Consider the following 13431-nt stretch of genomic DNA (forward strand, 5'->3'; position numbering starts at 1 on the left):
TCAGCCTTTCAGACCGGTGAAGCCGATCCCCTTGACGATGGAACGCTGGAAGATCAGGAAGATGAGGATGGGAGGGATGCTGGCGATCAACAGACCCGCGATGAGATACGCCGGGTCGGTCGCTTGCGCGAGGCGGGGGAGGGCGACGGCGAGCGGCTGGGTCTCGGGGTCGGTCAGCACGATGAGCGGCCAGAGGAACTCCTTCCAGGCCGTCATGATCGACAGCAGGGAGACGACCGCGAGGATCGGCCGCGACATCGGCAGGACGATCCGCCAGAAGATGGTGAACCACCCCGCGCCGTCCAGCTGAGCGGCCTCGAAGAGATCGCGCGGGATGTCCTCGAAGAACTGCTTCACCAGCAGGATCGTGAAGGCATTCGCTCCCGCGGGCAGCCACACGGCCCAGGGCGTGTCGGTGAGGCTGAGGTGCAGCAGCGGCAGGTCGAGCACCGTGAGGTACAGCGCGATCAGGGTGACCGTGCCGGGGACGAACAGCGTGAGCAGGATGGCCCCGTAGACGATTCGTCCGTACCAGGGCCGGATCACCGCCAGCGCGAACCCGGCGGTCGCCGAGACGACGAGCTGGACGATCCACGACCCGCCCACGAGCACCACCGTGTTGCCGAGATACTGCCCGATCGACAGCAGATTCCATGCGTCGGGGATGTTCTCCCACTTCGCGGGGCTGGGGATCAGGCTGAGGGGATGCTGCAGAAGATCCGTCGTGGACGAGATCGCCGCGCGCAGCATCCAGAGCAGCGGGACCGCCCCGAGGGCCACGAGCCCGATCAACAGGACGATGTGCATCGCGCGCCACCCGACGAAGATGCGCGGACGGCGCCAGTCGAAGCTGGACAGGATGCCGCGTTCGCGCGGCTGCGCGGCGGCTCGCGGGCGGCGGACGTCGGTCGTCGCGGTCATCGGGTGCTCCAGGAACGGGTGAGCCGCAGGTAGACCGCGGACACGATGATGAGGACGACGGCGAGGAGGAGGCTCAGCGCCGTCGCGACGCCGTAGTTGCCGAAGAGGAACGCGTAGCGGTAGATCATCAGAAGGATCGTCACGGTGGCGTTGGCCGGTCCTCCGTCGGTCATCACGTACGGCTCGGTGAAGACCTGGATCGCCCCGATGATCTGCAGGAGGAGCAGGACGAGGATCACTCCGCGCATCTGCGGGAGAGTGATGTGCACGATGCGTTTCCAGACCGAGGCGCCGTCGAGTTCGGCCGCCTCGTAGAGCTCGGTGCTCACGCCGGTCAACGCGGCCAGGTAGATGAGGATGGCGGTGCCGGCACCCGACCAGGTCGCGACGATGACCAGGCTCGGCATCGCGGTGCCGGGGGACTGGAGCCAGGGCAGGGGGTCGATGCCGACGAGTCCGAGGAGGCTGTTGACGACCCCCGATTCGCCCGGGTTGAAGAACGCCTTCCAGAGCAGGACCGAGACCACGGGAGGGATCACGACGGGCAGGTAGGCGAGGACGCGCGCGAGGGTGCCGCCGCGGCGCAGCTCGGAGATGAGCACCGCGCACACGAGCGGGACGGGGAGTCCGATCGCCAGGGAGAGGACGGTGAACCACAGGGTGTTCGCGGCGGCTCGAGGCAGGAGCGGATCCGAGAAGAGCACCTCGAAGTTGTTCCACCCGACCCACTCCGGGGCGGTGACCAGGTCGGTCTGCTGGAAGGCGAGGGCCGCGCTCTGGATGATCGGCCACCAGGCGAAGTAGCCGAAGACGACGAACGTGGGCAGAAGGAAGACGAGCCCCGCGATCGCCGATCGCCGGCGCATCAGCGAACGCCGACGCGGTGGGGTGGGGAGCGCCGCCTGCGCGGCACGAACGGGTGTCGTGCCGCGCAGGCGCTCGGTGGTGACGGTCATCACTTGTGCTGGGCCAGGATCTGGTTGACCCGCTGCTCCGCGTCGTTCAGCAGCGAATCGATGTCGGCGTTCTCGTCCGTGAGGACGGATTGGACGACCGGATCGAGAGCCGCGTAGATCTCCTGCGAGGCGACGGCCGGTTCGGGGACGTACTCGAGCTTGTCGAGCGAGGCGGTGTAGGGCGCGAAGTTCTCCACCGGGACGTTGACGTAGTCGGCGATCGCGTCGCGGTAGGCGGCGTAGGCCTCAGCGGTGAAGATCGGGGCGACGGGGACGCCGACCGGCAGACCGTCGGCGGCCGACGCCTTCGCGGTCTCGGCGGCGACCTCGAGGTCGTAGTTGGGTCGTAGAGCGCGCCAGTCGATCCACTTGACCGCGGCCTCCTTCTCGGCTTCGGTCGCCGTCGCGTTGACCATGAGGACGGTGGCGCCGGCCAGCGTGGCGTTCGCTCCGCCCTGGGGCATGGGGCCAGCCCCGAAGGCCTCGGGCTTGCCGCCCGCCGCGATGTAGTTGGGGTACACGTCCGGCGGCGCGGTCACCCACATGCCGACGTTCCCCGCCGTGAACTCCGCGACGAGGTCCTCCTGTTTTCCGAGGACATTGTCGCCGAGCGAGTCGTCCTCCCAGCGCATGTCCTTCCACATCTGCAGCACCTCGCGGGAAGCGTCGTCGTTGAACGCCGCCGTCCAGGTGCCGTCCGCGGCCTGGTCGATCATCTTGCCGCCGTAGGTGTAGTCGTAGCCGGTCAGGTGCCACCCGCCGCTGTTGTTCGTCGAGATCTCTCCGAAACCTGTCTTGCCCGTGACGTCGGAGATCTTCTTCGCCGCTGTCCGGACTTCATCCCACGTCTGCGGGGGAGAGTCGGGGTCCAGACCCGCCTGCGTGAAGAGGTCGCGGTTGTACACGAGTCCGAAGGCGTAGCTCTTCTCCGGGATGCCGTAGACGGCATCGCCCTGCTCGAGGAACTGCATGACGCGCGGGTTGAGGTCGGCGAAGCTGTCCAGCTTCGAGGCGACGGAGGCGATGTCGGCGACCTGGCCGCGTTCGATGAGGGCCGGGGGCTCGGTCAGCGGCACGCGCAGGAGCGTGGGGGCGCTGCCGCCTGCGAGGCGGGTGGCGAAGGTCTTGGCATCCCAGGGGACATCGGATGCCTCGATGGTGATGTTCGGGTTCGCGGCTTCGAATTCCGTCACTTGACGTTCGAAGAGCTCAACGGCGGCCGTGTTGGTCGCCGCGGGCTTGCCCATGACGGTGATCGTGACCTTTCCGTCTCCGCTGTCGGCGTCGCCGGCTCCATTGCCTCCGCTGCAACCGGCCATGACCGCCAAGGCGGGCACGACGACGGCGGCTGCGAGGACGCGACGTGTGCGCTGTTGCATGATTCCTCCGTTCGGGGGCGGCCGGGTGACCGCCGCGCGCATGCCCGACGAAGAACAGGTGGTGCGCCACCTCGTCGTGCACGTGGGCCCAGTATGAACACAGCCGTGTTCAGTTCGCAAGAAATATTTTCAACTCATAAACACAAAGGTTTAAGACTTGTGCACTTGTGAGAGGTGTGGTTGCCTCATGCTCATGGCTGACACCGTCGACGGCGACACCCCGGGCGAGCGCCCGCAGGCGCTCCTCGTCATGGCCCCCCGTACTTACGCCGATCTCTTCGACGAGACCCGGTGGGCGCGTCTGCGATCGCTCGTGTCGCTCGGCGACCCGGCGTGCGTCGACGACTTCGACCGCCGCGCGCTCGAACGGCTCGCGCGGGTGGAGTATCTGATCACCGGGTGGGGAGCTCCGCACCTCGGGCCGGAGGTCCTCCGCGCGGCTCCGCGCCTCCGCGGCATCCTGCACACCGGCGGTTCGGTGAAGAACCTCATCTCGGAGGACGTCTGGGAGCGGGGCATCGTCGTGACGAGCGCGGCGGAGGCCAACGCGATCCCCGTCGCGGAGTTCACCCTCGCGATGATCCTGCTGGAGGCCAAGCGCGTGCCCGCCTACATCGCCGGGTACGCCTCGACCCGCGACGTCGCCGGGGGCTGGCGCGACGGGATCCCCCCGTCGGCGACCTTCGGCGGTGTCGTCGGCATCGTCGGCTTCTCCCGCGTCGGACGGCGCGTCGCGGCGCTCCTCGCCCCCTTCGGCTTCGAGGTCCTCGTGGCCGACCCCCACGCCGCGGTGGACGAGGTGCACACGGCGGGCGCAGCTCTGGTGGAACTCGACGCCCTGATGGCCCGGAGCGACATCGTGTCGATCCATGCCCCGGAGCTCCCGTCCACTCGGCGTCTGCTGGACGCGCGCCGGATCGCCTCCATGCGCCCGAACGCGGTGTTGATCAACACCGCCCGCGGATCACTCGTCGACACCGAGGCTCTGCTCGAGCGCTGCCGGAGCGGGCTGTTGCGCGCGGTCCTGGACGTCACGGACCCCGAGCCGCTCCCGCCCGACTCGCCGCTCTTCGGGGCGCCGGGTGTGGTGCTGACGCCGCACATCGCCGGGGCGATGCACGCCGAGACCCTGCGGCTCACCGACTCCGCCCTGGACGCCCTGCAGACCCTCGTCCGGGGCGAAGCGCCGGCGAGCAGGGTCGATCGCTCCCTGCTCGGGCTCTCCGCCTGACGCATGACGAAGCAGGGGTGAGCCGGAGCCCACCCCTGCTTCGTCATCACTGGACGAGGATGCCCGTCGTCGTCGCCGAGGTCACCACGGCCGATGTGGTGTCGGTGGTGCGCACGGAGTAGCTGTGCACGCCCTTCACCCATCGGCTGGTGACCGCGTAGACCGCGCCATCGGTCACGACCGTGTCGGACGGATCCACCGGTGCCATGTCGTGCACCACCCCGTCCAGCACGAGCTCGACCTTGTGCGGCGCCTGCCCGTCGGCATCCGTGTACGTCGCCTGCACGGTCACGTCGTCGTCGGCGGTGAGCGGCCCGCCGGTGTGCGAGATCGCCGTGAGCGTCGGCGCAGTGCCTGTCGCCTGGTTGGTGAAGCTCACGTCGTCGACGAACAACTCCCCGTCGGTGTCAGCCGTCTGCTGCAGCCAGAAGACGATCTTCGCCTGCGACCGATCGAGGCCGGGGAAGGCCGCGAGGTCGAACGAGTACGTGTTCCACGTGTTCGACACGGCGATGGGCGCATTACCCGTGACGCGGTGGTTCGAGTCCGCGTCGGAGACCTCGATGCGCAAGCGCAGGTTGGGCGAGGGCGAGCGCATCGTGACGCTCAGGTAGCGGTAACCGCTGGCGTCCGCGGCGTGGTGCCACGGCTGGAACTTCGCCTGGGATGCCGCGGTCGCGGGGTTCTGGAAGAACCTTCCGACCGTGCGCCCGTCGATCGTCGTGTTGGTCACGGAACCCACACCGGCGTGGTTGTTGTACCAGTTGGCCCATGTGTAGCCCTGGACGCCGAACAGGCCGTCCTTGCCGAACCCGTCGTACAGCAGGGGGCTCTGCGGCGTCGGCAGGGGAGGGGCCACGGTGTAGTGCGTCGACGAGTACACCTGTGCCCCGTCGGTTTGCGTGCCGCGCACGTCCACCCGTGCATTCGTGAACGGGGCGGCGCTGTCGACGTTGAAGACGCCGGTCGCGACGCCGCCCGCCACCGTCATGGGCGACCAATTCGGTCCGAGGGCGGGAGAACCGAGATCGCTCTCGGCGAAGACGGTGACGTCTCCCGTGACCTCGTCGCCGATCCGGGGCGAGGTGACGTTCAGCGCGGCCGGGGCGGTTCCCCCGGACCACGGCGCATCGCCGACGGCGGTGAGGCCGAACAACGCCGAGAACAGCCCCGCCTCGATGCTGACGCTGTACTCGTTGTAGCGCCACTGCTGCCCGCTGTCCTGCCACACCGGGCGGTCGACGTACCACGGGCTGGCGCTGCGGACGTCGAGCGGGTCTCGGGCGTTCGGGCCGCTGACCAGCGCGCCCGGTACGACGACTCCCGTGCCCGCCTGATTCTGGGCATCCTCGTCGAGGCGCGTGTGCAGGAACTTCACGCTCTTCTCGCCCACGCCGGACACCCAACTCGTGCCCCAGGGGTTGTTCCCGAACACCCAGTACAGCCCTCGCTGGACGGCGCGGAGGGCGCGCTCGTCGCCGAACAGCTCGTAGTAGCGCAGGGCGTCGGCCACGTAGGAGACGTGCGGTTCGTTGACCCCGAAGTTCTTGAACTGGTTCATGACGCCGTAGGGCGTGTCGTCGGTGCTCGACAGGAAGTAGTCCAGCTGCTTCTCGAGGTACGCGTGGATCTGCCCCTGGGCCGTGGGTGTCGCCACGGGGTAGAGCTCGGCCATCGAGAGAGGCGCAAGGTCCCAGTAGTTCGTGTTCGACAGGATGGTGAAGTCCGTGGCCGCGATGGTGCTCTCCGCGGCATCCCGATACGAGGTGTCGCCGGTCAGCAGGTGCAGCTCGACCTCGGCGAACAGCAGCGAGTTGTCGATCCCGCCGCGTGTGGTCGAGTACCCGCCGAGCGGGTCCGTCCGGTGCGCATCGGCATAGGTGTAGAAGCCTTCCGCGCCGGTGCGTGCCTGCGCCGAGAACGCCTGCCACTCGGCGACGTCGGCGGACGGGATCGCACCGTCGGCAAGGGCCTTGTCCACCGCGCGGGCCGTTGCGGCGAGGGTGCCCGCGGCCTTCGCGGAGCCGCCGACCCCGTAGCCGGAGATCCGCCTGTCGTCCTTTGTTCCGACGATGCCATCGGTGTGCTTGTCGGGATGCTGGAAGCCGCCGCTGCCCTTGACGTCCCAGAACGCCCCGTCGAAGGCATCCCACATCCGAAGGAGGTACTCGCTGCCGAAACGCGCCTCGTCCACGAGGTCGGGCACGCCGTTGGCGTCGTTGTCGAAGGCGACCGCCGGGGTGTCGCCGTAACGGAGGTAGCTGATGGCGATGTTCCCCCCGACCCACTGGTTGCCGCCGTAGATGCCGTAGTCGCCGGCGTCGTACCACCCGCCCGTGAGGTCGTAGTGGACAGTACCGTCCTCGGACGCGGCGTCGTCGAGATGGCCCGGGCCGTGGAAGATCTTGGCCGACGGCGCGATGCTGCTGTAGCCGTCCGGGTAGACGTCGGCGGTGGCGACGCCCGAGCGCTGCAAGCGATAGAACGCCGTCATCTCGTCGAGGTACCCCGACCAGACGTTGTCACGGATCGCGAAGCGGGGGGATGCGGTGCCGTCGACCTCCAGCACGTAGTCCTCGCCGAGCGTCGCGAGGCCGGAGAAGTCGACCGTGTACACGTGGTCGCCCCACACCGTTCCGGCGTCTGCGAGCGTGCACGCGGGCACCACAGCCGTCGTCCCCTGAAGGATGCGGCAGGACGCGCCGGGGTCGAGGTCGCCGTCCACGACGACGGAACCCACTTTGAGGCCTGATGCGCTGTAGCCGGCCTGGCTCACCGCCACCTGTTTCACGGTCGCCGCGAGAGCGGGTGTCGCGGCGATCACCCCTCCCGCAGCGAGGGCGACGGTCGTCGCACCGCCGATCCAGAGTGTCGTTCGTCGTCGAATCATGACGTCTCCTTCGAGTCATCGCGGCGTCGTTGCCAGCGACCCGTCAGTATGGTCACGGATGGAAAGATATGGCAAGGAAAAGAAACATAAAGAAAATGCAGAAGCCTTAGTTATCATGCTGAAACAAAACGAATCAACTGATTAGGATGAGATTGACGGACAGGCAAAGGAGGCCTCGATGCTCGCTGCGGAACGACGCGCGCGGATTCTGAGTCGCGCGCAACAGGACGGAGCGGTCAGCATCACGTCGCTCGTCAGTGATCTGGGTGTCTCCCACGTGACGGTGCGTCGCGACCTCGACTCTCTGGTCGCCGAGCGGGTTCTGGACAAGGTCCGCGGCGGTGCCGTTCTGCGTTCCGAGTCCACGGTGGGCACCGACGCCGCGTTCACGGGCACGGTCGGTGTGGTCGTGCCGACGTCCTACTACTACCGCTACGTCGTCGAAGGGGTGAACGACGTCCTCGCGTCGGGCGGCGACATGCGGCTCGCGATCTCCGAGTACGACCTCGAAGAGGAGTACCGCCTCATCGACGAGCTCGTGGCGAGCGGGGTCTCGGGGCTGCTGTGGGTCCCCACGGTCTCGGAGCGGCAGGCGCCCCCCGGATTCCTCGAGAAGCTCGAGAGCCTGAGCGTCCCCGTGGTGTTCGTCGAACGGGAGCTTCCGGGTGGGGGCCTCGGAACGGTGTCGTCGGTGCGCACCGCACACGAGCGCGGCGCGCTGTCCGCCGTGCGCCACCTCACCTCCCTCGGTCATCGCCGCGTCCTCATGGTCAGCCGCGGCAGCTCGCAGAGCTCGGAGTTCGTCCGTCTCGGCTGGAGGGATGCGCTCGAGCGGCTGGGGATCGCGGAAGGAAGCGGCATCCTGGGTCCCGCCGAGCTCGGAGCCGGACCCCGCTGGGAGCGCGGGGGTGCGGATGTCGTGATGGATGCCGTGGAGCGCACCGGCGCGACGGCGCTGTTCTGCCACGGCGACGAGAACTCCCTTTTCGGCCTTCTCCAGAACGCCCGGGCGCGGGGCATCAGCGTGCCGCAGCAGCTGTCGATCGTCGCCTACGACGACGACGTCTCCGCTCACGCGGACCCGCCGATCGCCGCGGTGGCACCGGATCGGCGTCGTGTCGGTGCGCTCGCCGCGCGGATGCTCATCGACCTCGTCTCCGACCCGAGCGCGGAGCCGCCGCTACAGCTGCACGTGGAGCCGCGCCTGATCCTGCGCGGGTCCACGGCGGCGCCCGCATGAGTCGCGTCGTCCTGTTCTCCGGCGGTGGGGACTACGTCGACCCGTGGCATCCGTTCCTCGAGACCAGCGCGGTGGTCGCCGACCTTCTTCGGGCCGAGGGGTTCTCGGTGGACACCGTGCTGGGCGTCGACGAGCTCCCGGACCGGTTGAGCGGGGCGGATCTTCTCGTCGTCAACGCCGGCGGTGGGCCGCAGGCGCATCCGCGTGACGCCGATCTTCGCGCGGCGGTCGCCGGGCACACCGGGGGACTGGTCGCGCTGCACGTGGCGGCGACACTCCTGCCTGAGGACGACTTCTGGGAGGGGCGACTCGGCGGCCGGTGGGTGCGTGGCCATTCGATGCACCCGGAGCGCGGGCCGTTGCGGCTCGTCCGTGCGGGGGAGGCCTCGACGGCGGATCTGCCCCCCGTCATCGACACCGTGGACGAGGCCTACTCGTGGCTCCGGGTCGCGGACGAGACGCGGGTGCTGTATCGCCAGAATCACGCGGGTGAGCCGCACCCGGTGGTCTGGCTCTGTGAGCGTGACACGCAGCGGTCCGCGTACTCGGCGCTGGGCCACGACGTCGAGGCATATGACAGCGCCGCTGTGCGGTCCCTGGTCGCGGACCTGGCGCACTGGGCGAGCGCTCCGCTCCTGGCCGCGGGCGCGCGCTGAGCGATCGACGCGGGCCGTCGGCCCGTCAGAACTGCAGCATCCGCCGAATCGCCACGACCGCGCCGCCGCGGGCCCACTCGGTGAACTCGACGGGCTCGACCACGAGGGGGACCGGATCGTCGTCGGGGAGGCGCACCGCCGCGATCGCGTCCATGACGCGCTCCGGGGAGAACTCCATCACCGCGAGGCCGTCGCCGGTGAGCACGATCTTCTCGGGGTCGAGGGCGTTGGCGACGGTGCCGATGATGACGCCGAGGGCCCGGGCGGCGTCGTCGAAGGCACCCTGCGCCCGCGCGTCGCCGGCTCGCGCGGCGGACACCGCCGCCGCGTAGTCGCCGCTCCCGGCCGCGTGGGCGATGCGCTCGCTCGGGAGGTAGACGCTCGCGCATCCCCGGTGTCCCCGGCCGCAGGGCGGTCCCGTCGGGTCGACGGGCAGGTGGCCCAGCTGGCCGGCGCGGCCGCCGTGGCCGGCGACGACCTTGCCGTCGATGACCAGGCCGAACCCGATGCCGGCGCCGACGGTGACGACCGCGAGCGAATCGCATCCTGCCCCGGCGCCGTACCAGTGCTCCGCCGCGGTGAGACCGCGGACGTCGTTGTCGACGAACACGGGGATGTCGAGGCGCCGGGCCAGCAGGTCGGCGAGGGCGACGTCCGTCCAGCCGAGGAAGTAGGACTCGATCACGACCTGCCGGCCGCCGACGGTCGCCAGGTCACCGGCGAGGCATACGCCGACCGCATGGATGTCGGCGTACTCCCGCGTGAAGCGAGCGTGGATGTCGGCGATCTGGGCGATCGTGTCGTCGACGGCCCTCGACCGGAGCTCTTCCTCCACCGACGCGACGATGCGCGCGCGCAGATCGGTCACAACGGCGAACACCGCGTCGCCGGTGAGCTTCACGCCGAGGAAGTGGTGGTGATCCTCGCGGACGGCGAGCATCTCGCTCGGTCGCCCCATGGCTCCCCGGAGCGCGACCTCGCGCTCGGCGATGAAGGCGTGTTCCATGAGCAGTCGCGTCGCGCGGGTCAGGCTCGCTCGCGACACGCTGAGGCGGCGCGCGATCTCGGCGCGGGGAAGGGCCCCGTGGATCAGCAGCTCGCGCAGGGTGCTGCGCTCGACTCCCGCGAGGTAGGGCCAGGCCTGGCTCGACGACTCCTCGACGGCGGTACCGGTCATGGGCGTGCAGCCCGTGGCATCCGGGATGCGGACATGGTCGACATCGGCAACAAAGTATCACTCGGCTTCCTCGTGCGGCTCCTTCGCGCGCTCGATGAGAGTAGCAAGCGGGGGAGCGGGTCGAGCGGACTGCTTGACGTACTTAGTTTACTCAAGTAACAATGAGTCCGGGGACGCGGCTCTCGCTCTCCACACAGCCGGCACCGTCGCCCTCCGCGGCGCGCGTGCCTCGGAAAGGATCAAAGATGCTCCTCAGCACGAAGCGCCGCCGAGCGCGTGCCTGGACCGCCGCGGCATCCCTCATCGCCGCCTCATCCCTGGCACTGGCGGGCTGCACCGCGTCGGGTGCCCCAGGAGGGTCGGATGCCACGACCCTGGTCGCCTACACCGGTCAAGCGGGCGACTACCAGATCAACTTCAACCCCTACTCGCCGTCGCAGATCGGCGGCATCGGCACGATCTTCGAGTCGCTCTTCTTCGTCACCAACGTCAACACGAACGACTACAAGCCGCTGCTCGGCACGGAGTACACCTGGAACGACGCGGGCACCGAGCTCACCGTCGCCCTGCGCGACGACGTGACCTGGTCGGACGGCGAACCGTTCACCGCCGAGGACGTCGTCTTCACCTTCGACATGCTGCTGAAGACCCCCTCGATCAACAACTCCGGCTTCGACGGCACGGTCGAGGCGACCGGCGACCACGAGGTCGTCTTCCGCTTCGACTATCCCGCGTTCGTGAACGACCCCGCGATCCTCGGACGCACGCCCATCGTCCCCGTGCACCTGTGGAAGGACATCGACCCGACGACCAACGTCATCGCCGAGCCGGTCGGCACGGGGCCCTACACGCTCGGCGACTTCAAGGCGCAGGCCTTCACCCTGGCGGCGAACCCGGGCTACTGGGGAGGCGAGCCCGCGGTGAAGACCGTGCGCTACCTGTCCCTGTCGGGCAACACCGCGGGAGCGGACGCGCTCGCCGCGGGCACGATCGACTGGCAGACCGGTCCGGTCCCGAACATCCAGAAGGTGTCGGAGACCTACCCCGGCTACAGCGGGATCACGATCGCCGCGAACCAGATCACCCTCATCACCTGCTCGAACGCGGACCTCGGCTGCGTCGGCCCGCAGACCGACCCCGCCGTCCGCCGCGCGATCTACGCCGCCCTGAACCGCGACCAGCTCAACTCGCTGGCGTTCCAGGGGACGGCGAGCGAGATATCCCCGACGCTGGCCCTGCCGACGACCCAGACCGACTGGATCTCATCGTCGATCGCCGAACCCATCGCGCCGAACGGCCCGGATGTCGCCGCCGCCACGTCCGAGCTCGAGGCGGCCGGCTGGACGCGCGGCGCCGACGGGATCTACGCCAAGAACGGCGAGCCCCTCGCCGTCACGGTCGAGGTCGTCACCGGCTGGACCGACTACATCACCGCCGTCGACACGATGTCGCAGCAGCTGAAGGAGGCCGGGATCGAGCTCCGCGTCGCGCAGTCGTCGTGGAACGAGTGGACCGACAAGCAGACCAAGGGCACCTTCCAGCTCTCGATCAACTCGCTCGGTCAGGGCGCCGTGTCCGACCCGTACTACCTCTACGACAAGTACCTCAACACCGCCTTCACCGGGCCGGTCGGCGAGGTCGCCTCGCAGAACGTCGCGCGGTTCAGCAACTCGGAGGTGGATGCCGCCCTCGCGGCGCTGAAGGTCACCGACCGCAAGGATGCCGCCGCGCGTCAGCCGCAGTTCGACGTCATCCAATCGATCATCGCGGAGGACATGCCCTACATCCCCGTGCTCACGGGCGGCACGTCGAGCCAGATCCACACGGACAAGTTCGAGGGCTGGCCGACGCAGGACGACCTCTACGCGTTCCCCGCGGTGTGGGCCTCGCCGGACAACGCCGAGGTCTTCAAAGCGCTGAAGCCCCGGGGGGAGTGAGCGTGGTCGCCACCGAGAGAGGGTCCGCAGCCGTGACGGAAGGGGGCCGGGCGTGAACTACTTCGTCCGGAAGATCGGGTTCTACATCGTCGCCCTGTGGGCGGCGCTGACCCTCAACTTCCTCATCCCGCGCCTGCTGCCGGGGAACCCCGTCGACATCCTGCTCGCGAAGCTCCAGCAGCGCGGCGGGATCGTCACCCCGGAGACGCGCAGCGCCTACGAACTCCTCCTCGGTGGCGACTCCTCCGAGCCGCTCATCGCGCAGTACTTCAACTACCTCGTCAACGTGTTCCGCGGTGACCTCGGCATCTCGGTCACCTACTTCCCGACGCCGGTGAACGAGGTGATCGGCACCTCGCTGCCGTGGACGATCGTCCTCGTCGGGATCGCGACCGTGCTCGCCACCGTGATCGGGGTGGCCCTCGGGGCGATCGTGGGGTGGAAGCCGGGCACCTGGCTCGACTCCCTCGTTCCGGCGACCACCCTGCTCGCCGCGGTCCCGTACTTCTGGCTCGCGCTGATCCTGGTGTACGTCTTCGCCACGACCCTGCACCTCTTCCCCTCGCAGGGCGGCTACAACGTCGCCCTGGACCCGGGATTCTCGGGGGAGTTCATCGGCTCGGCGATCCAGTACGGATTCCTTCCCGCGCTCACGATCGTGCTCGCCTCGGTCGGCGGGTGGTTGCTCGGGATGCGCAACATGATGGTGTCCACGCTCTCCGAGGACTACATCCTCACCGCGCAGGCCAAGGGACTCACCCCGGGGCGGATCCTCCGCAACTATGCCGCGCGAAACGCCGTCCTGCCCTCGATCGCGGGCTTCGCGATCTCGCTGGGCTTCGTCGTCTCCGGATCGATCGTGACCGAGCAGGTGTTCTCGTACCCCGGCATCGGCTCGAAGCTGCTGTCGGCGGTGACCAACAACGACTACGCCCTCATGCAGGGGCTGTTCCTGTTCATCACCCTGGCCGTGCTCGGGGCGAATCTCATCGTCGATCTGTTCTACGGACTCATCGACCCTCGTACCCGTGCGCACTCCTGACG

The 13431-nt window shown here is 68.8% G+C and carries 10 protein-coding genes; 5 read left to right on the plus strand and 5 right to left on the minus strand.

Annotation, left to right across the window (positions count from 1 at the left end):
* The 3 genes from MTES_RS14105 to MTES_RS14115 are packed head-to-tail and all read right to left on the minus strand — an operon-like array spanning window position 1 to window position 3256.
* Window positions 1–921: a carbohydrate ABC transporter permease gene (locus MTES_RS14105; protein WP_013585945.1), complete on the minus strand. Its 921-nt coding sequence runs from the start codon at window positions 919–921 to the stop codon at window positions 1–3.
* A complete protein-coding gene (locus MTES_RS14110) occupies window positions 918–1877 on the minus strand; it encodes a carbohydrate ABC transporter permease (protein WP_013585946.1) in 960 nt (319 codons plus the stop codon). Before MTES_RS14110 ends, MTES_RS14105 begins: the two co-directional genes overlap by 4 nt.
* Entirely contained in the window at window positions 1877–3256 is a 1380-nt protein-coding gene (locus MTES_RS14115; RefSeq protein WP_013585947.1) for an ABC transporter substrate-binding protein, read from the minus strand. The genes MTES_RS14110 and MTES_RS14115 overlap by 1 nt, the downstream gene beginning before the upstream one ends.
* 193 nt (window positions 3257–3449) lie before the next feature.
* On the opposite strand from MTES_RS14115, the gene MTES_RS14120 reads away from it, so the two are divergent.
* On the plus strand, window positions 3450–4487 hold the full coding sequence (locus MTES_RS14120; RefSeq protein WP_050901877.1) for a hydroxyacid dehydrogenase: 1038 nt from the start codon (window positions 3450–3452) through the stop codon (window positions 4485–4487).
* A 46-nt stretch (window positions 4488–4533) separates the two neighbouring features.
* Here MTES_RS14120 and MTES_RS14125 read toward each other — a convergent pair whose 3' ends face one another.
* Window positions 4534–7377, minus strand: a complete 2844-nt coding sequence (locus MTES_RS14125) for a glycoside hydrolase family 9 protein (RefSeq protein ID WP_013585949.1) — start codon at window positions 7375–7377, stop codon at window positions 4534–4536.
* Window positions 7378–7555: 178 nt separating this feature from the next.
* Here MTES_RS14125 and MTES_RS14130 point away from each other — a divergent pair, with 178 nt between their 5' ends.
* Window positions 7556–8617: a substrate-binding domain-containing protein gene (locus tag MTES_RS14130; protein WP_013585950.1), complete on the plus strand. Its 1062-nt coding sequence runs from the start codon at window positions 7556–7558 to the stop codon at window positions 8615–8617.
* The gene (locus tag MTES_RS14135; RefSeq protein WP_013585951.1) at window positions 8614–9273 is read left to right on the plus strand and encodes a ThuA domain-containing protein; all 660 of its coding nucleotides are present in this window, start codon (window positions 8614–8616) and stop codon (window positions 9271–9273) included. Before MTES_RS14130 ends, MTES_RS14135 begins: the two co-directional genes overlap by 4 nt.
* A 25-nt stretch (window positions 9274–9298) precedes the next feature.
* Here MTES_RS14135 and MTES_RS14140 read toward each other — a convergent pair whose 3' ends face one another.
* Window positions 9299–10450 carry an ROK family transcriptional regulator gene (locus MTES_RS14140; RefSeq protein WP_013585952.1) on the minus strand — a complete coding sequence of 384 codons (1152 nt, stop codon included), beginning with the start codon at window positions 10448–10450 and terminating at the stop codon, window positions 9299–9301.
* A 245-nt stretch (window positions 10451–10695) separates the two neighbouring features.
* On the opposite strand from MTES_RS14140, the gene MTES_RS14145 reads away from it, so the two are divergent.
* Both MTES_RS14145 and MTES_RS14150 read left to right on the plus strand, forming a co-directional pair.
* On the plus strand, window positions 10696–12387 hold the full coding sequence (locus tag MTES_RS14145; protein ID WP_013585954.1) for an ABC transporter substrate-binding protein: 1692 nt from the start codon (window positions 10696–10698) through the stop codon (window positions 12385–12387).
* A gap of 52 nt (window positions 12388–12439) precedes the next feature.
* Window positions 12440–13429: an ABC transporter permease gene (locus MTES_RS14150; RefSeq protein WP_013585955.1), complete on the plus strand. Its 990-nt coding sequence runs from the start codon at window positions 12440–12442 to the stop codon at window positions 13427–13429.
* Window positions 13430–13431: the final 2 nt, after the last annotated feature.

This window comes from Microbacterium testaceum StLB037 (genome assembly GCF_000202635.1).
Taxonomy (GTDB): domain Bacteria; phylum Actinomycetota; class Actinomycetes; order Actinomycetales; family Microbacteriaceae; genus Microbacterium; species Microbacterium testaceum_F.

What these genes read in the sequence shown, in the direction of transcription:
- MTES_RS14115 (WP_013585947.1), bottom strand. Translation starts at nt 3,256, where the DNA reads ATGCAACAGCGCACACGTCGCGTCCTCGCAGCCGCCGTCGTCGTGCCC.
- MTES_RS14110 (WP_013585946.1), bottom strand. Translation starts at nt 1,877, where the DNA reads ATGACCGTCACCACCGAGCGCCTGCGCGGCACGACACCCGTTCGTGCC.
- MTES_RS14130 (WP_013585950.1), top strand. Translation starts at nt 7,556, where the DNA reads ATGCTCGCTGCGGAACGACGCGCGCGGATTCTGAGTCGCGCGCAACAG.
- MTES_RS14105 (WP_013585945.1), bottom strand. Translation starts at nt 921, where the DNA reads ATGACCGCGACGACCGACGTCCGCCGCCCGCGAGCCGCCGCGCAGCCG.
- MTES_RS14145 (WP_013585954.1), top strand. Translation starts at nt 10,696, where the DNA reads ATGCTCCTCAGCACGAAGCGCCGCCGAGCGCGTGCCTGGACCGCCGCG.
- MTES_RS14140 (WP_013585952.1), bottom strand. Translation starts at nt 10,450, where the DNA reads ATGACCGGTACCGCCGTCGAGGAGTCGTCGAGCCAGGCCTGGCCCTAC.
- MTES_RS14120 (WP_050901877.1), top strand. Translation starts at nt 3,450, where the DNA reads ATGGCTGACACCGTCGACGGCGACACCCCGGGCGAGCGCCCGCAGGCG.
- MTES_RS14135 (WP_013585951.1), top strand. Translation starts at nt 8,614, where the DNA reads ATGAGTCGCGTCGTCCTGTTCTCCGGCGGTGGGGACTACGTCGACCCG.
- MTES_RS14125 (WP_013585949.1), bottom strand. Translation starts at nt 7,377, where the DNA reads ATGATTCGACGACGAACGACACTCTGGATCGGCGGTGCGACGACCGTC.